The sequence below is a fragment of the Candidatus Caccoplasma merdavium genome, from assembly GCA_018715595.1.
Classification (GTDB): domain Bacteria; phylum Bacteroidota; class Bacteroidia; order Bacteroidales; family UBA11471; genus Caccoplasma; species Caccoplasma merdavium.
The window spans coordinates 37,318-54,517 of the sequence record DVLI01000015.1; the positions used below are offsets into that span (position 1 = coordinate 37,318).

Sequence of the window (17,200 nt, forward strand, 5' to 3'; positions counted from 1 at the left end):
GCGAAAAACAATCGCAAATATATTATATTAGATAGTTGCACTAATTAGAGGGTTTTTGAGGTAGTATAAAATATTTTGACTTTGATTATGGAACAGAGTTTTGCGTTACCTTCGGAGCTGACCAAGACCGAGCGTTACGGGGAGTTTCTTCGGCAGTTCGAGGTGCTGGTCGAGGGTATTGACGACGAGATAAGTGTCATGGCCAATGCCTCGGCGGCGTTGCGAGAGGCTTTCGGCTTTTTCTGGGTCGGCTTCTATCGGGTCAAGGGCAATGAACTTGTGCTGGGCCCGTTCCAGGGCAGCGTGGCCTGCTATCGCATAAAGCACGGCCGCGGCGTGTGCGGCACGGCCTGGGCGCAGGGGCAGACGGTTGTCGTGCCCGATGTCGAGCAGTTCCCGGGACACATAGCGTGCAGTTCGCTGTCGCGTTCCGAGATTGTCGTCCCGATTTTCTCGGCCGGCGAGAACCCCGAGGTGCGCAGTGTGCTCGACATCGACAGCGAGCATTATGCCACCTTCGACGATACCGACCGCTGTTACCTCGAACAGTTGGCCGCCATTCTTTCCCGCACGCTCTATTAGAGTCTCTGTTGAATAAAAGAACAGGCGGCACTCTCGGTGCCGCCTGTTCTTTTATAGTTGCCCTTTGCCGGGGATAGGCGATACCCCTTCCTGTTCCCGGGTAGGGTGAACTGTTATTTGTCTTTGTCGAACAATTTGTCTTTTTGACTGGCCGTGGAGGGTACGCCTACATAGCCGCCCAGGTTGCAATTCTTGATGCTGATGCTTTCGGTGTTGGAGAAACTCAGCCCGATGCCGGCTTTGTCGACATTCACGTTTTCGAAATATACGTTGCGTATGGGCTTGGCCGTGGTGCCTTGCAGCACCAGTGCGGCGGCCGACGCCGCTTTGCAGCGCAAATCTTTTACATAGATGTCGGACACTTCAGTGAAGTGGTTGTTGTCCATGCCTTCCCCGCCATACATCGAGGTTACATAGAAGAGGTCTTCCACTTCGCCGAAGGTGCAGTTGTTGACATAGATGTTGCGCAGGAATCCACCGCGGTCGGGGTTGGTCTTCATGTAGATGCCCCGTTTGCAATAGCCTCCGTAGGTGCAATCTTCGATAAAGACGTTTTGCACGCCCGACGACATTTCGCTGCCGAGCACCACGCCGTGCAGACCTTTGAATTTGCAGTTGCGAATGATGATGTTTTCCGAAGGCCGGTTGGTCTTCCAGCCGTCGTTGTCGCGTCCGCATTTGATGGCGACGTTGTCGTCGCCGTTGTTGAACTCGATATTTTCGATGAGCAGGTTGCGGCTGTATTCGGGGTCGATGCCGTCATTGTTTACCAACTTGGCATCGTAGCGGATACCCCGGCAGATGATGTTTTCCGATTTCAGCAGGTGAATGCACCAGAATGGGGCGTTGGTGATGAACACCCCTTCGATGGTGATGTTCTTGCAGTCGAAGAACTGTATCAGTTGCGGACGCAAATAGAAACCCTCGCCGAAGTTCCGTTCCTCGACAGGTGTCTCGTTGTGATTCACGTCGCGGGTCAGCTGCTGTCCTTCCCTTTGCTTGTTCTTCCAGGTCGAGAAGGTCGTTGCCGCGTTGCCGTCTATCGTTCCTTTCCCTACGATGGAGACATTTTCGAGTTGGTATCCGTAGATGAAAGGGCTGTAATTTTGCAAGAAAGTCCCTTCCCAGCTTGTTTTTACCACGGGGAGGTAGTAACGGGGCTCGGGCGAGAATTTCAACGTGGCGCCCTCTTGCAGTTCGAGGCACACGTTGCTCACAAAATGTATGGGCCCGTTGAGCAGGTATTCCCCGGCCGGTACGACGATGCGGGCTCCGCCTTGCCGGGCGGCGCGTTTCATGGCTTTGTCAAAGGCCGGCTTGCAATCTTTCTTGCCATCGCCTTTGGCGCCAAAGGCCGTGATGCTTAATGTCTTTTGTGGCATTGTGGCGCCGGTGATTTGAGCCAAGATGGCATCGCGTTTGGCGATTCGTTCGGCATCGTTCGATGCCAGCCCCGTGAGGGGGGCAAGCAGTAGCACGGCGGCTACCAGGAGACAGTTGAGATGTGTCATGGTTCGTGTGATTTATGGTTGAATTTTTTGTTTCTGTTTGTGCGGATAGGGCTATATGGCTGTGTTTACAAATATAGTGATTTTCCTGACAATAAACCCTCTTTGCTCTACTTTAATTTTATGGCGACGTTTTATGTCACGAGTTTTGCCCGGCACTCTCCCGGGGTATTCAATCTCCCCGCCCGTCAGAAGCGCTCCTGTCTGAAAAAACGTCTGTATCTCTGATGCCTTGCCCGGAAGAACTTGTGGAAAGAGGTTGGCCGCTGTTGTTGTCGCGTCGAGCCATGAGGTGGGAGCGGTGAACAGAAAAACCGATTTTTTGCCCAAATTATGCGCTATATCGACCCGATGGACGAAAAAGTGCACGTTTATCACTGATTATTCCCCCTGTTTGAAGAAATTTTACCCTAATTTTGAAAACCATTTAAACCTTTGGCGCGATTGGCAATCATATATAAAAATTTTATATCGAAGACCTGTCCGATGCGACGAAAGCCGTACTTGCCCGTCGGACGATTGTCGGCACCTGCCGATAGGCAAAGTCCGAGGAATTAAATATTCTTGTAAGAAAAACTGTAAAACAATAAACCCAGACAAGATGTATTCTATTTTGAAAAAGAGCTTGATTGTTTCTGTGGCGGGCACTTTGCTGGCAGCCACTTCGTGTGTCACGGCCCCTCAGACTCCGCAAGGAGATGCGGTATCGGGAGAGGTGTATGAGAACCTCCCTTTTGCAATGCCCGAGGTGCAACGTCCTGTTTTCCCCGATTATCGGGTGAACATTTGTGATTTTGGCGCTGAGGAAGGCGGGCGTGTGCTTTGTACCGAAGCTATCAATGCGGCCATTCGTTCGGTGCACGAAAAGGGCGGCGGCACGGTGGTTATACCGGCCGGCTTGTGGCTTACCGGTCCCATTGTGTTGCAGAGCAATGTCAATCTTTATGCCGAGCGGAATGCTTTGGTGACATTCAGCAGCGATTACAGCCTCTATCCAATTATAGCCACCTCTTTTGAAGGCCGCAGCGAGAAGCGTTGCCAATCGCCTATTTCGGCGCTTGATGCCGAGAATATTGCCATCACGGGCGAAGGGGTCTTCGACGGTGCCGGTGACGAGTGGCGCCCTGTGAAAAAGATGAAAATGACCGAGCGTCAATGGAAAGACCTGCTGAAATCGGGTGGGGGAGTCGATCCCGATGGAAAAATTTGGTATCCCGACGTCAACTCGATGAAGGCGGCTGAGTTGTTGAAGACCCGTGCTGCCGGGTCGATAAGCGACGCCGAATGGAATGAGATGCGCGGTTGGTTGCGTCCTGTATTGGTAAGTATCAGAAAGTGTAAAAAAGTGCTCTTGGAAGGGGTGACGTTCAAAAATTCACCCGCATGGTGCATTCACCCGCTTTCTTGCGAATCGTTGATTGTGAACGACGTGAAGGTATTCAATCCTTGGTATTCGCAAAATGGCGATGCCCTCGACGTGGAGTCTTGCAAAAATGTGCTCGTCACCAACTGCCTGTTCGATGCCGGTGACGATGCCATCTGCTTGAAGTCGGGACGTGACGAGGAAGGTCGCCTTCGTGGAGAGCCCTGCGAGAATGTCATTGTCAAAGACAATGTCGTGTTGCATGGCCACGGCGGTTTTGTCATCGGCAGCGAGATGTCGGGGGGCGTGAAGAATGTGTATGTGACCGATTGTTCCTTTGTGGGTACCGACACCGGATTGCGGTTTAAAAGTGCCCGCGGTCGTGGTGGCGTGGTGGAGGACATCTATATCAACAACATCAACATGATAAATATTTCGGGCGATGCGTTGACGTTTGACCTGTATTACATGGGCAGCAATGGCCGTGTACAACAAATCCCGCCCGTTGACGAAGGCACGCCCGTTTTCAAGGACATACACATCTCGGGCGTATATTGCCGCGGAGCCGGTCGTGCTGCCGCCTTCAATGGCCTGCCTGAGTTGCCCGTGCGAAATATCACGGTCGATGATATGGTGGTGACCGATGCCCACCATGGGGTTGTCATCAGTCATGTCGAAGAGGTGACCATGTCGGGCCTCAATATCCAATCCGATGGTCCTGCCGTCCAGATAGAACAAGCCAAAGATGTGAACATCAATGGTATGCCGTATGCCGAAGTGGGTGAACGGCAGGTTGTCTCGCTTTGAGATAGGTTAAGGTTTAGTGAATATGGCAGGTTGCGGAAGAGGTGAAAAAACTCTTCCGCAACTTTTTTAGGATAGGGCGGCAGTCAAGATTATCCTCGTCCGGTCGGGCCGTTGCGGTGGCCTTCGGCGATTATTCGATGTAAATCATCTTTTTGGTCATGCCTCCGTCGACGGTGATATTCTCGCCGTTGATGAAGTCATTCTCTTCCATGCAGAGAAAGAGGCACATGCGGGCGATGTCTTCGGGGCGCCCCACCCGTCCCGAGGGGTGCTGTGCGTGGTCTTCGGGGCGCAAAGATTCGTAGTGGTTATTCTCAATCCAGCCCGGAGCGATGGAGTTGACCGTGATGTGCTGGGGTGCCAATGATAGTGCGAGGGCGTGGGTGAGGGAGTAGATGCCCCCTTTCGAGGCCGCATATCCTTCGCTGCCCGGTTCACTCATAAGGTAACGGGTCGATGTGATGTTGACGATGCGTCCATAGGTGTTGGGCTGCGGAAGTACTTGGCGATGGCGTGCCAAGGCGCGAGATGTGATGAAGGCCGGCCGCAGGTTGGTGGCCAAGATGCGGTCAAACTCCTCAATCGATGTTTCGGCCAGTGGCGAAAAGCAGCTGATGCCGACGTTGTTGATAATAATGTCGAGGTCACCCCATGTCGTGAAAAGGTCTTGCATGCAGGCTTCCAGCGCCTGGACGTCGCATACATCGACCGGGTAAAATCTCGCACCGCTTTCCTGAGCCGTAAGGGTACCCTTTTTGCGGTCGTTGTCACAAAAGGCCACATGGCAGCCTGCCTTGCGAAAAGCCTTCACCACAGCCTGGCCTATTCCCGAGGCTCCGCCGGTGATGAATACCCGTCGGGGGGCGAACTTCACCTCGATGTGTCCCGGTCGCGGACCCGATTGTGTGATTTTTTTTGTTTTTCCGGCCGATTTCTGGGCGGCATACGCTTCAAATTTCTTTTCGAGATAATTGTCTGCCATGATACACAACTTTTTAGGAGAACGGCGACCCCGATTTTGATAGCCGTCATTGTATCGGCAAAAGTAAAAAAAGTTTCTGTTTTTCTTGCAATTTTGCTTCGGTCGGGAATAAAAAGCAAGATATAGTGTAATAAATCAAAAGAATAGATTAATTTTACACCCCATAAGGAATTCGCGATGGAAGCCATGCTTCAAATCCGATTCTTGGCGAAAGTACAAAACCATGAAAAGAATAACCATTAAAAACAAGAACCGATGAAAAAACTGTCTGTCCTTTTCTTGGGCGTATTGTTTCTTGCCGGTTGCGCCGAAACACCGTCGACCCAGAAACCTGAGAAAGAAGATGTATTGAAATCCCTTCGTTTGGCCAACGATTATTTTATGGAGAAGTGGAGCGACCCCGGAGAGGCCATTCCCTATCCCTCGCGCAAACGCAACTATGAGACCAACGTGTGGACTCGTGCTTATTATTACGAAGGTCTTATCGACTTGTGGGAAATCGACCCCCAACAACGCTATCTCGACTATATGTTGGAGTGGGGAAACAAACACGACTGGAAATTGCGCAGCACCAAGAACGGCTGGAAAACCCGCAATGCCGACAACCAGTGTGCCGGTCAGGCTTATCTCTATCTCTATCAACTCGACCCCGAAAAACCCGAACGTTACATCACCAACATCAAGACCTCTATCGACTCGATGATGGTGACCGACAAAATCGACGACTGGCACTGGATCGATGCCGTGCAGATGGCCATGCCCATATTCGCCCAGTTGGGGAACATAACCGGTGACACGGCCTACTATGAGCGGGCTTATGAGATGTATAATTACACCAAGACCCGTCACGGTGCCAACGGACTGTATAATCCCGAAGACCAACTGTGGTGGCGTGATGGCGATTTTGACCCTCCTTACAAGGAGCCCAACGGAGAAGATTGCTACTGGTCGCGTGGTAACGGTTGGATTGTCGTGGCCATGGTGCGCATGCTCGAACTCTTGCCCGCCGATGAGCCTCACCGTCAAGAATACACCCAAATGTTGGTCGACATGTGCGGCGCCTTGAAGAAAGTGCAGCGGGAGGATGGCCTGTGGAATGTCAGTTTGCACGACCCCGACAATTACGGAGGTAAGGAGTTGACAGGTACGGCCATGTTCATCTACGGAATGGCTTATGGCGTGAACAACGGCCTGCTCGACGCCGCCGAGTATGAACCCGTCATCTACAAGGCTTGGAATGCCATGGTGAAAGATTGTCTCCACCCCAACGGATTCCTGGGTTATGTGCAGGGCTCTGGCAAGGAACCCAAAGAGGCTCAGCCTGTTACATATGACCGCGAACCCGATTTCGACGACTTCGGTTTGGGCGCCTTCCTGATGGCCGGAACCGAAATCTACAAAATGAAATAAGAGCCGCCTCGTGAGGCGCGCTTCACCCCAAAAACGCAACGGGGGTTGCCGCTACTGCGGCAACCCCCGTTTTATGAAGAGAAGAAGAATTTTCAGATAGAAATCCTGGCAGGAAGAATCTTGCGCAGTGTGGCGCGGGTCATGATTTTGTTGCTCAGGAAACTGATGACATAACCGGTGATGCAGGCTGCAATGACGGTTCCTTCGCGCACCCCTTCGATTTTATGGGCGAGCAGGAGTGATAAGATAAGAGCAAGTGTCACCAACGTGACGTCGAAAGCAACTTTGAGTTTCCCGAAATCTTTGTGGTAACGTCGTGAGGCGTAACTCACAAAACCTTCGGCACTCATCATCGTTACACGCGGTTTAATCTCCAAAACCACCCCGACAGCCTGTACCAGGCACCCAAGCAACAAGACGGCAATAGAGATGATGTAGTGGTGCGGTTGCAGGGTTGTCGTAAGCAACATGTTGAGGTCGATAAACAAGCCGAAGAGAAAAGAGAACGGAATTTGAAGTAAAATATCTATGGTGTCCCGGCGGTTCATGCGGTCGCGTACAAACCAGAACTGTCCGATGATGAGCAGCAGATTGATGAGGAATGTCCACGTTCCCAAAGAGAATGTCGTGTTCAGACTTAATACATAGTTGACGCTTGAAATCGGGGTTGTCCCCAAAGATGAACGAAGGATAAGCACAATGCCCGCGGCCAGGAAATAGAGACCGACAATGAACAGCAGGTATCTTTTTAACAAATTTTTCATATTTCGAATTTCGATGAGCAAAGGTACAAATAAAAACAATCTATTGTGACATCATGCCCGTGCGGCAAAGTACAAAAAAGTTTAACCACGTTTCTGTGTAAAGGAAATTTCGCGACAGCCGTGGCGTCCATCTCGTCTGCCTCTGTATCGGTTATTGGTCCATATATGCCTAATCGTGTAACAAAATAATCCTCTATCGGAGGCTATGCCCCAAGTCTTAGGCAACAGAAGTTATTACATATACAGATATTTTTTGTTTTTTTTTCTTTCAATGGTTGTATCTTTGCACAAAAGAGTCGCCTTGTGTCGTCAAATTTTACCATTCAATCGAGCGACTTTGTTATGAACCCATTGAAATATCCATGAACGAGATTCTCATCATTATTTTTCTTATTTTACTGAATGGCCTTTTTTCGATGTCCGAAATAGCCGTTATATCGGCTCGCAAATCCAGTTTGGCATCTGATGAAAAGCGCGGGAGCAAGTCTGCCTCCACGGCCCTGAAACTGGCTTGTGAACCCGAAAAATTCCTTTCTACCGTGCAGATAGGCATTACCCTCATAGGTATCCTTACCGGTATCTATTCGGGTGCAACCCTTTCGGCCGACTTTGCCGCCTTATTGTTGCAGTGGCATGTCCCTGCCGTATATGCACAACCCTTGGCACAGACGATTATCGTGATTTTGGTGACCTATTTTACCATCATCTTCGGTGAGTTGGTGCCCAAGCGCATCGGAATGAGTTCGGCCGAGCGCATATCCAAATTGATAGCCCCCTTTATGTATTTCATCTCGGTCGTGGCAGCCCCTTTTGTTTGGATATTGGCCAAGAGTACTTCCGTCATGTTTAGCCTGCTGGGAATCAAGGACGGCGGCAGTAAGGTTACCGAAGATGAGATAAAGTCGATAATACAGGAAGGCGCCGAAGACGGGGAGGTGCAGGAAGTCGAACAGGACATCATGGAACGAGTCCTCATCATGGGCGATTTGAAGGTCAATGCGCTGATGACCTATCGCACCGACATGGTGGCTCTTGACATCGCGATGACCCGCGAGGAGGTGAAAGCGGTTGTGCGCGAAACCGTGCATGAGATGTATCCTGTTATCGACCGCTCTTTCGATGATGTAAAGGGAGTGGTGTCTCTCAAAAATTTGGTCTTCCATCTCGATGATGAGGATTTCGATTTCCACTCGGTCATTACGCCGGCCACCTTTTTCCACGAGACGATGAGCGTCTACGATGCCTTGGCTCAGATGAAGGAGAAACGCATCAGTCAGGCACTGATATGCGATGAGTTTGGTTGTTGCCAAGGAATCATCACCCTGCGCGACATACTCGAAGGGTTGGTCGGTTCTATCGACAGTCCGCACGAAGACCCCGACATCGTGAAGCGCGCCGACTCCGAGAGTTGGCTGGTCGATGGCCAGTGCTCGTTCTATGATTTCTTGACCTATTTCGATAAAGAAGAACTTTTCGAGCAGGCCAGTTACAACACGATAAGCGGTCTGTTGCTCGACTTGTTGGAGCATATTCCGCATGCCGGCGAGAAGGTCTCTTGGAACGGGTTCTCGTTTGAGATTGTCGATATGGACGGTGCCCGCATCGACAAAGTCCTTGTGGAACGTACGGAGGCCGATAGCGAGCCCGAAGAGTAATTATTGTCAGCGGCCACATAGAAACGGGAGGCAGGCGATTTTACCGCCTGCCTCCCGTTTCTATGTGGAGCGTGTAGCGAAGCTGTTGTTGGTTCCTCGTCATTTGTCGGGTCTCGCGTCTTGTCCGACGATTTGCCCCGCCAGGTTGTACCAGTTCCCGTCTTTATGGATTAAGAGTTGTCCGTCTTGGAGTATCTTCTTTCCCTTTTCCAGCCCTGAACGGTTGTCGGTCGTGATGTCGGTGACACCGCTTGCCGAATCTTTGCAGAAGAGGGTGATGGCAAGGCCGCATTGTTTTCCGGCAATGGTAAAATCGATGTTGCCACTTGCCGGTTGTTCAGAAAAGTCGAACGTGTGGGAGGTCAATGTTACATTGCCATTTTCGTCTTTGGCGGGGAAAACATATTCGGTGCTGTTGTAGGTAACGCCATTGAGATTACTGATGTAGGCATCGGCTTCTGCATAATTGTCATATCCGTAGAACTTGATTTTGTCGACCGTGATACCGTCGGGTAGGGTGATGGTGTATTTTACTCCGGCCGAATATTTAATGCCCTTGACAGAAGATAGTCCGGGAGCATAAGCCTTTCCTTTTTCGTTGGATATGCTTATTCCTCCCGAGAAATTATAGGAGGTGGTGGAACCGCTGGTCGTAGAACCGGTGTATGTCTCCGACGACAGCGCGTAAGTTACATATCCGGCCGATTCTTCCTGGTCCTTGATGCGCTGCAACCAAGCCGGATATTCGACATTGATGACGTTCAGGCACCAGCTCCCGAGAAACTGGTAGCTCGTGCGTCGAATGGCATTCAGCGAGGTGGGTATGGCGAGCCCTTTGCTGTCGACTTCGGGGTCGGTGTCTTCATAATTGTAGAGGAACCGGTAATAAAGGTGCTGGTATTGGTCGTCATAGATGGCATATATGGGTTGGTAGGCCATCTCGGGTCTGTATGAAGTGGTGGCAATTTCATATTCGGTATATGTGTAGGTTTTGCCTCCGGTTGTGTAGGAGCGCGATTTGTTGCGTTTTTTCAGTTTGGTAAAAAAGGCATCATACGTTTGTTCGCCGGTTTCTCCGCCCAACTGTATGAAGCGCCCCCAAATGGCGCTGCCGGATTTGTCGATGACCCTGCGGTCTTTTTCACCCTCGTCATTGGTAAACTCTTCGATGGCTTTGCCCTCGATTTTGTGGGCATCGAGCCACTCGACGGCCGATGTGATGGTGGCTTGCAGTTCTTTCGAGGGGTTTTCTACGGTCATCAGGAACGAAAGCAGGCTGGCCGATTCACTTCCGCTGATGGAGGGTAACTCATGTGGCCGGCCTTCGGTCGGCAAGAAAGTGGTCGTGTCGTGCTGGGCGCACCAGGCGGCCATCGTGCCGTTGTCGTTTACTTGGCATTTTATGATGACTTCCAAGCCCTTTTGGAAAGAGGCTTCGCACCGGGCACGCGTCTCGTCGTCGACCAGGTTTTCAAAATCGCCTTTGTTGCCGATGATGTCTTGCAGGAGCCGCATGACATTGGTTGTCAGGTTGTCGTTGAACGTGATATAGTCTTGGTAGCTGCCATTGCCCGAAAGCGGCCAATATTGTGACCAACCGCCACACCCTTTTTCTGCCGTGAAAATCAGGTTTAGGGCTTTCATGAAAGCCGTTTTGTATTTTTCTATGCCGGTTTGTTGGTAGACTTTGGCCAGGAAACGCATTTCCTGCGTGGTGGCTGCGTTGTCGAAGCAGGAGTGTTCGTTGCGCTTGTTGTAGAGCGACTGTTTTTGTTCGGCCGTGAGTTGGTGAAGCTCGTCATTTTTCATCCAGCCGCCGTTGGTTTTCTGCACATACAATACATCATCGGCAATGCTTTGTGCTTCTTCCGTCCCGTACCATTCCGAACTCATTTTACCTGAGCATACTTGCGACCAAGTGAGTGATGAGACATCTTGGGCATGTACGGAGAAAAAACTTCCTAATAAAAGGGCTGCTAAGCCCCAAATTCTTTTTTTCATGGGAATAGATTTTGTTTATGGGAGAATTTCTTTACAAGACAATCATTGACCAAGTTACTTAATTTCTGTCTTTAAGCCATCGGCATCTGCCTTTTTTTAGTTAGTTTAACTTTGTCGCCCGTGGGGTGCCCCCCTGATTTTTGCCCTTGGCCGAGGCGGTAGGTTTGCCGGTATGGGGCCTCTGCCCGGCCGGGTATGGGGAACGGCTGCGTCTTTGTGTCGTAAAAAATCGAAAGGCACCTCCATTGCGGAGGTGCCTTTCGAAGATATTGGAGTGTCAATAGGTCAATATTTCGAGGCCGTTTTCGGTCATGAGGAAGGTGTGTTCCCATTGGGCCGAAGGTTTTTCGTCATCGGTGACGACTGTCCACCCGTCGTCTTCGTCGATGAACACATGCCAGTCGCCCATGTTGATCATGGGTTCGATGGTGAAGACCATACCCGGGACGAGCAACATGCCGGTGCCTTTACGGCCGAAGTGGAGCACTTCCGGCTCTTCGTGGAACGCAAGCCCCACGCCATGTCCGCAGAGGTCGCGCACGACCGAGAAGCCGTTTTTCTCGGCATGCCGTTGTATGGCGTTGCCGATGTCGCCGACAAAACCGAAAGGCTTGGCGGCGCGCATGCCTATTTCGAGGCACTCTTTGGTGACACGCACGAGCTTTTCTTTTTCGGGGGTGGTCTTTCCTATGATGAACATGCGCGAAGCGTCGGAATAGTATCCGTCGAGAATGGTCGATACATCGACGTTGATGATGTCGCCTTCTTGCAGAATTTCGTCTTCACTCGGGATTCCGTGGCACACGACTTCATTGATTGAAGTGCAGACGCTCTTGGGAAACCCTTCGTAGTTGAGCGGTGCGGGAATGGCACCGTGCGAAACGGTGTAGTCGAAGACCATGCGGTCGATTTCCGCGGTCGACATGCCGGCCTTGATTTCACTTTCTATCAAATCGAGTACGCCGGTATTGACCACCCCGCTGCGTCGTATGCCTTCGATTTGTTCGGGCGTCTTTATCAATTCCCGGCTGGGTACGAGACACCCGTGATTTTGAAAATACAGTATTTTCTTGTCGAGTTCGGTAAGCGGGGCTCCTTTGGTGATTTTCCAGTTATTGATGATTTTCCTTGACATAATGTGAAATTTACATGCAAAGATAGCAAGGGCCGGGAGCAGAAGCAAGCGGGAAAAGAAAGTTTTCGAGTTTGATTGTGACGAGACCCCTTCTGTCTCCTGCAAAGGTAATAAAAGACGGGAGCAGAAACAAGGTGGGGCGAAGAAGTTTTCCGATTTGTTTTTCGTCAGTCCTCCCCGTAGAGGGAGAATGCCGCCCTTTACGCCAACTCCTGCGGCCTTCGTTTTTTGCGGTGTTCCCAATCATGGCAACATTCCTGCCTGTCGTTTCATGGCGTGACATATTTTTCACTATCTTTGTTTTTCAAGAAAAAGAAGAGTTTGTCTCCATGAAAAACCGAATGCTGTCATACTGGCTCGTGTGTCTGAGTGTGGTTGTGCTCTGTTCTTGTGAGCGGCGTATGGTCTACCTTTCCACCTCGTTCCGTGAGCCGGCAACCGACGGGTTGCGTTTTATATACAGCCACGATGGTTATCATTGGGATTCGGTCCCCGGTGTATGGCTCCGGCCGCAAGTGGGGACACAGGCTCTCCTTCGTGACCCCTCCATGATACAAGCCCCCGATGGTACTTTTCATTTGGTGTGGACATCGAGCTGGGGCGACGATTATGGCTTCGGATATGCCTCTTCGCGCGATCTTGTCCATTGGTCGGAACAACGGCACATCGCGCTGATGCACGACTACGATACCCTTACCCGCAATGTGTGGGCTCCCGAACTTTTTCATGAGTCGTCGGCAGACGAGTATTATATCATTTGGGCATCGGCCATACCGGGACGTTTCGATGGCACACAACGACTGTATTACACGGTGACGCGTGATTTTTGCGAATTTTCTCCCGCTCGCCTTTTTTATGAGCCGGGCTACAATACCATCGACGGGATTGTGGTCAAGCGGGGAGAGCGTGATTATCGACTCATCGTGAAAGACAACCGCAAGCCCGGTTACAGTCATTTGTTTGCCGTGGCGGGGACATCTCCCGTGGGCCCTTGGGGCGACAAGACGCTCCCCTTCACCCCGGAGTGGTCCGAAGGCCCTACCTGCATTCGGGTGGGCGATGATTATCTTATTTATTACGACCGCTACCGCAGCTATACGTTCGGAGCGGTGCGTACGCGTGATTTTCAACATTTCGAAGATATTACTTCCCTCATTTCGATTCCCAAAGGTCATAAACACGGTACCGCCATAAAGGTCGACGCCTCGGTTGTCGAGCGCCTGCTTCGAGCGAGACCCTGCCCCTAAAATAAAATCATTATGAAAAAGACACTGAAACGATTTCTAATCCTCTGTTCGCTGGCGACATTTCTCGCCCCGTTTGTCGGGGGCAGGCTCTACGCCCAGTCAGGACAACCCTGTTACGAGAACCGTTTTGAACGGCCGCTCCTCGATGTGTTGCATGAGATTGAACAACATTTTGGCGTGCGTCTCAAAATAGACTCTTCGGCTATGGCCGGACAGATGCTTGCCTATGCCGACTTTCGCATTCGTCCCTATTCGTTCGAGGAGACGATGCAGAACGTCCTGTCGCCCACAACCTACAAATATGAGCGACAGAAAAAGAATACCTACAAAGTGAAGGCTTATGAATATTACCGCCGTACCCCCGCCGATGGGAAGAAACTTATTGCCTGGCTGCATGAGAAATATCACAATCGGGCGGAATGGGAGCAACGCCGGTCGCTCTTGATGCAGGATTTCAGACGACTTTTGGCGATAGACCCGCTTCTCGAAAAGACGGTTGACACTCCCCGGTATTTCGAGGGAAAAGTCCGCAAGTACGATGGATACACCGTTCAGAATTTTGCCCTCGAAACGCTTCCCGGCCTGTATGTCTGCGGCTCGATATATGCCCCGAGAAAACGGGGAGACCACCCGTTGATTATGATGCCGGCCGGTCACTGGGCGGGAGCCCGTTACAATCCCGATATGCAATATCGCTATGCGGCCTTGGCTCGCAGCGGGGCGGTGTGCGTCTCTTTCGACCTCGTCGGTTGGGGCGAGTCGGAGATGCAGTTGGGGCAGGCTTCTCATGAGAATGCACTTTCCCAACCGCTGCAATGTCTTTGGGGCTTGAAGATTCTCGACCGAATGCTCTCTTCCCGCAACGACATCGACACGACGCGCATCGGGGTGTGTGGCGGTTCGGGCGGTGGAACGCTCTCGGTTTTCCTCACGCTGCTCGACGACCGATATACGGCGGCGGCTCCCGTCATGTCGTTTACTTCGCATTTCGACGGGGGTTGCCCGTGCGAGAGCGGTATGGGTACGACCCGAGCCTGCGGCGGCAGTTGCAATGCCGAGCTGGCGGCCATTTTTGCGCCCAAGCCGATGCTTGTCGTCTCCGACGGTGGCGACTGGACCGCCAGTGTGCCCACGCTCGAATATCCCTTCCTGCAAGACATCTATGGGTATTACGATGCGGTAGGGCAGGTGCGTAATGTGCATTTCCCCGAAGAGCGTCATCAGTTTACCCCTACCAAACGGAAGGCGGTCTATGATTTCTTTATCGAGATTTTCGACCTTGATGCCGCACGTTGCGACGAGAGTCGGGTCACCATCGAAACACCCGAACAGTTGCAGATGTTCGGCGCGGCCGACCGCTTCCCCGAGGGTGCTATTCTTTCCTGGTCGGAATTGATGTCGGCACTCTCCCGGTAACGGAGTTTTTAGACATACGACTGAAAGGCACCACCCGGCAGGGGTGGTGCCTTTTCGTTTTGAAATATATGGGAACTGTCAACGGATAAAGCGCGGACGGAGAAAAAGATGCCGGTAGAATTTGTACCAGATGATGCGCCACCGCATGTGTGCATATCTCTTGTGCCACATCTCCGAGACTTCACCTCGCCGCACCGGGTCGTCGATGCGCCGGAGGGCCCGGAGGGCATGGCGGGCAATGCGCCCTTCGACGGCCCATCGGGTGCGACGGGGCAGGTCGATGCGCGACAGCAGTATGTCATAGAGTCGCAGCAGTTCCACGAGGGCAGTGCCGTCGCGGTGGGCTGTGGGGGTGACCTTTACGTTGTGTTGCCTGAAATTGTTCAGCATCTTGTTGATGTGTGCCACTTTGCCCTGGCGGGCAATCTCTACCCAGAACAGCCAGTCGCCGTTGAGACGGAATCCGGTGTAACTCCTATCGACAGGAATCGCCGATTTGCGGAAAACGACCATGCTGGCGTTGTATATCGTGTTGCATCGCAACATGTTGGCAATAATGAATGCGTTTCCCTCCCACATGTCACACACTTCGCCTCGGGAATAGGCTTTTTTCATGCGTTTCTTCATCGGGTGGCTCTCGGCATCGACGAGGCGGCTTTCGGTATAGGCCAGTGTGTAGGAGGGTTCCCGGTCGAGTTGCTCCACACAAGAGGCGAGAAAGTCGGGTTCGGCAAAGTCGTCGCTCTCGGCAATCCATATATATTCGCCTTGCGACAGGTCAAACCCTCTCTGCCATTGCACGAAGGTCGAACCGCTGTTCTGCTCGTTATACACGATGTGGGTGATTTTCTCGTTGCCGCGGTAGCGCTCTATGACCTCCCGGGAGTTGTCGGGCGAACAGTCGTCGAGAATGATGATTTCAAAATCGCGCCAGGTTTGTGCCAATACCGAGTCGATGCGTTCCTGCAAATAAGGGGCATGACGGTAGTTGGGTATGATGACCGAGACTTTTGCCATATATCGGAATTTCGGGTAAAGGTAATGTATGTTTTTTGAACCGGCGAGCCCGCCTTGGAAAAGGGAGCGTCGTCCCCTCGCCGGGGAATCCCTCTTATCGTATCACTTTGCTTTTGCCGCTCATCGTGTCGATGTCGATGCGGATAATCTCGGTGCGGTGGAATGACTTCTCGGCATATTTCAATCCCACTTCTTTGTCATTGGGGGAGTATTTGTCGAGAATCATTTCGAGTGCCCGGCGGCGTTCGGTCTCGGGAAGTCCCGTCGATGCCTTTCCTCTCAGTACGATGCTTTCGTAGGCGGTGGTGAATTTTTGCGAGTAGACGTGTGTCTTGCCCACGACACAGAACGATACCTCTGGGTGGGTGGCGATGCAGCGCAGTTTCCGGCCTTCGGGGGCGCAGTGTATGTAGAGGCTTTCGGTGCCGTCCCACACAAAATTTACCGGTATGCCGTAGGCGCGGCCTTCGGGGTCGAGGAGTGAGAGAAAGCCGTATTCGCCTTCACGCAGCAGTTGTCGGGCTGTTTCTTCGGGAAGAAGCCGGTCTTGCCGGCGCACGTCGTGGTTGTCATATTGCATGGTCGTGGTGCTTTTTAGAGGAGATTGGTTTTACAAAGATAGGCAAAGACGAGTGCGCAACCAAATGAAAAAAAAGTTTTCGAGTTTGACGGTGATGGGTAGCTGTCGGCCTTAGTCGAAGATGCGGAGAAGCGAGTGTGAGAATGCGAAATTTGTATCATTCAGGGTGTCCTTCCTTGTCATTCCCGACGCAGAGCGGGAATCCAATCCTTTATGAAAAAAGAGGCTTTCTTAATGGAAACGTTTCATGTAAAAGGCCACGAACCATGGATACCCCGTCGAGCGGAGAATGACAGTCCCCCCCCTTCAAGCGAAAAAGGAGAAGAAGGGAAAAAAGGAAAAAAGGAAAAAAGGAAACAAGCAAAGACACGCAAAATAGAGGAAAAAGAGAAACCGCCCTTATCGGGCCGGGAGGGCGGCAGCCGAGAGCGGAAAGAGGGCGAGGACTGTGTGAGCGCAGCGAGTTCCGCAGCCCCCGAGCGAGGCGTCGGCGAGCGAGCGAAAAAGCCCGATACCGGGCGGCGGTTCTTCTTGGTTCGTTCTTCTCACCGAAGAGAAGAATGAACAGAAACGCCCCTTGGAAACCCCGTCAAAGCGGGGAAAGACAGTCCCCTCACCCTTCAAGCGAAAAAGGAGAAGGAGGAAAAAGGGGAAACCGCCCTTATCGGGCCGGGAGGGCGGCAGCCGAGAGCGGAAAGAGGGCGAGGACTGTGTGAGCGCAGCGAGTTCCGCA

General features: G+C 51.9%; 14 protein-coding genes. 7 read left to right on the top strand and 7 right to left on the bottom strand.

The window, feature by feature from the left end; genetic code table 11:
- Nucleotides 1-87: 87 nt before the first annotated feature.
- Nucleotides 88-582: a GAF domain-containing protein gene (locus IAD09_04695; GenBank protein HIT81520.1), complete on the top strand. Its 495-nt coding sequence runs from the start codon at nt 88-90 to the stop codon at nt 580-582.
- A 113-nt stretch (nt 583-695) separates the two neighbouring features.
- Here the strand turns inward: IAD09_04695 and IAD09_04700 are convergent, their stop codons facing one another.
- Nucleotides 696-2,093 carry a glycoside hydrolase family 28 protein gene (locus IAD09_04700; protein HIT81521.1) on the bottom strand — a complete coding sequence of 466 codons (1,398 nt, stop codon included), beginning with the start codon at nt 2,091-2,093 and terminating at the stop codon, nt 696-698.
- Between the two features lie 598 nt (nt 2,094-2,691).
- Between IAD09_04700 and IAD09_04705 the strand changes: the two genes are divergently transcribed.
- Nucleotides 2,692-4,260, top strand: coding sequence for a glycoside hydrolase family 28 protein (locus IAD09_04705; GenBank protein HIT81522.1), 1,569 nt, complete (start codon nt 2,692-2,694; stop codon nt 4,258-4,260).
- Between the two features lie 130 nt (nt 4,261-4,390).
- Here the strand turns inward: IAD09_04705 and IAD09_04710 are convergent, their stop codons facing one another.
- Entirely contained in the window at nt 4,391-5,242 is an 852-nt protein-coding gene (locus tag IAD09_04710; GenBank protein ID HIT81523.1) for an SDR family oxidoreductase, read from the bottom strand.
- 255 nt (nt 5,243-5,497) lie between these two features.
- Here IAD09_04710 and IAD09_04715 point away from each other — a divergent pair, with 255 nt between their 5' ends.
- Nucleotides 5,498-6,652, top strand: coding sequence for a glycoside hydrolase family 88 protein (locus IAD09_04715; protein HIT81524.1), 1,155 nt, complete (start codon nt 5,498-5,500; stop codon nt 6,650-6,652).
- A gap of 92 nt (nt 6,653-6,744) precedes the next feature.
- Here the strand turns inward: IAD09_04715 and IAD09_04720 are convergent, their stop codons facing one another.
- A complete protein-coding gene (locus tag IAD09_04720; GenBank protein HIT81525.1) occupies nt 6,745-7,416 on the bottom strand; it encodes a hypothetical protein in 672 nt (223 codons plus the stop codon).
- A gap of 362 nt (nt 7,417-7,778) precedes the next feature.
- Here IAD09_04720 and IAD09_04725 point away from each other — a divergent pair, with 362 nt between their 5' ends.
- Complete coding sequence (locus tag IAD09_04725; GenBank protein ID HIT81526.1) at nt 7,779-9,071, top strand: HlyC/CorC family transporter; 1,293 nt, start codon at nt 7,779-7,781, stop codon at nt 9,069-9,071.
- A 99-nt stretch (nt 9,072-9,170) separates the two neighbouring features.
- Here IAD09_04725 and pelA read toward each other — a convergent pair whose 3' ends face one another.
- Entirely contained in the window at nt 9,171-11,072 is a 1,902-nt protein-coding gene (pelA, locus tag IAD09_04730; GenBank protein HIT81527.1) for a pectate lyase, read from the bottom strand.
- Between the two features lie 277 nt (nt 11,073-11,349).
- Complete coding sequence (gene map / locus IAD09_04735; GenBank protein HIT81528.1) at nt 11,350-12,207, bottom strand: type I methionyl aminopeptidase; 858 nt, start codon at nt 12,205-12,207, stop codon at nt 11,350-11,352.
- A gap of 341 nt (nt 12,208-12,548) precedes the next feature.
- On the opposite strand from map, the gene IAD09_04740 reads away from it, so the two are divergent.
- Both IAD09_04740 and IAD09_04745 read left to right on the top strand, forming a co-directional pair.
- A complete protein-coding gene (locus IAD09_04740) occupies nt 12,549-13,454 on the top strand; it encodes a glycoside hydrolase family 43 protein (protein HIT81529.1) in 906 nt (301 codons plus the stop codon).
- Nucleotides 13,455-13,466: 12 nt separating this feature from the next.
- Nucleotides 13,467-14,870 carry an acetylxylan esterase gene (locus tag IAD09_04745; protein HIT81530.1) on the top strand — a complete coding sequence of 468 codons (1,404 nt, stop codon included), beginning with the start codon at nt 13,467-13,469 and terminating at the stop codon, nt 14,868-14,870.
- Between the two features lie 78 nt (nt 14,871-14,948).
- Here IAD09_04745 and IAD09_04750 read toward each other — a convergent pair whose 3' ends face one another.
- Nucleotides 14,949-15,887 (bottom strand): glycosyltransferase, encoded by a 939-nt coding sequence (locus tag IAD09_04750; protein HIT81531.1) that lies wholly within the window; start codon nt 15,885-15,887, stop codon nt 14,949-14,951.
- Nucleotides 15,888-15,981: 94 nt separating this feature from the next.
- Nucleotides 15,982-16,467 (bottom strand): pyridoxamine 5'-phosphate oxidase family protein, encoded by a 486-nt coding sequence (locus tag IAD09_04755; protein HIT81532.1) that lies wholly within the window; start codon nt 16,465-16,467, stop codon nt 15,982-15,984.
- A 213-nt stretch (nt 16,468-16,680) separates the two neighbouring features.
- Between IAD09_04755 and IAD09_04760 the strand changes: the two genes are divergently transcribed.
- The gene (locus tag IAD09_04760; protein HIT81533.1) at nt 16,681-17,031 is read left to right on the top strand and encodes a hypothetical protein; all 351 of its coding nucleotides are present in this window, start codon (nt 16,681-16,683) and stop codon (nt 17,029-17,031) included.
- The last annotated feature ends 169 nt before the right edge of the window (nt 17,032-17,200 follow it).

Bases quoted from the DNA above. Each gene is read 5' to 3' on its own strand.
- IAD09_04695 (HIT81520.1), top strand. From the start codon at position 88: ATGGAACAGAGTTTTGCGTTACCTTCGGAGCTGACCAAGACCGAGCGT.
- IAD09_04700 (HIT81521.1), bottom strand. From the start codon at position 2,093: ATGACACATCTCAACTGTCTCCTGGTAGCCGCCGTGCTACTGCTTGCC.
- IAD09_04705 (HIT81522.1), top strand. From the start codon at position 2,692: ATGTATTCTATTTTGAAAAAGAGCTTGATTGTTTCTGTGGCGGGCACT.
- IAD09_04710 (HIT81523.1), bottom strand. From the start codon at position 5,242: ATGGCAGACAATTATCTCGAAAAGAAATTTGAAGCGTATGCCGCCCAG.
- IAD09_04715 (HIT81524.1), top strand. From the start codon at position 5,498: ATGAAAAAACTGTCTGTCCTTTTCTTGGGCGTATTGTTTCTTGCCGGT.
- IAD09_04720 (HIT81525.1), bottom strand. From the start codon at position 7,416: ATGAAAAATTTGTTAAAAAGATACCTGCTGTTCATTGTCGGTCTCTAT.
- IAD09_04725 (HIT81526.1), top strand. From the start codon at position 7,779: ATGAACGAGATTCTCATCATTATTTTTCTTATTTTACTGAATGGCCTT.
- pelA (HIT81527.1), bottom strand. From the start codon at position 11,072: ATGAAAAAAAGAATTTGGGGCTTAGCAGCCCTTTTATTAGGAAGTTTT.
- map (HIT81528.1), bottom strand. From the start codon at position 12,207: ATGTCAAGGAAAATCATCAATAACTGGAAAATCACCAAAGGAGCCCCG.
- IAD09_04740 (HIT81529.1), top strand. From the start codon at position 12,549: ATGCTGTCATACTGGCTCGTGTGTCTGAGTGTGGTTGTGCTCTGTTCT.
- IAD09_04745 (HIT81530.1), top strand. From the start codon at position 13,467: ATGAAAAAGACACTGAAACGATTTCTAATCCTCTGTTCGCTGGCGACA.
- IAD09_04750 (HIT81531.1), bottom strand. From the start codon at position 15,887: ATGGCAAAAGTCTCGGTCATCATACCCAACTACCGTCATGCCCCTTAT.
- IAD09_04755 (HIT81532.1), bottom strand. From the start codon at position 16,467: ATGCAATATGACAACCACGACGTGCGCCGGCAAGACCGGCTTCTTCCC.
- IAD09_04760 (HIT81533.1), top strand. From the start codon at position 16,681: ATGAAAAAAGAGGCTTTCTTAATGGAAACGTTTCATGTAAAAGGCCAC.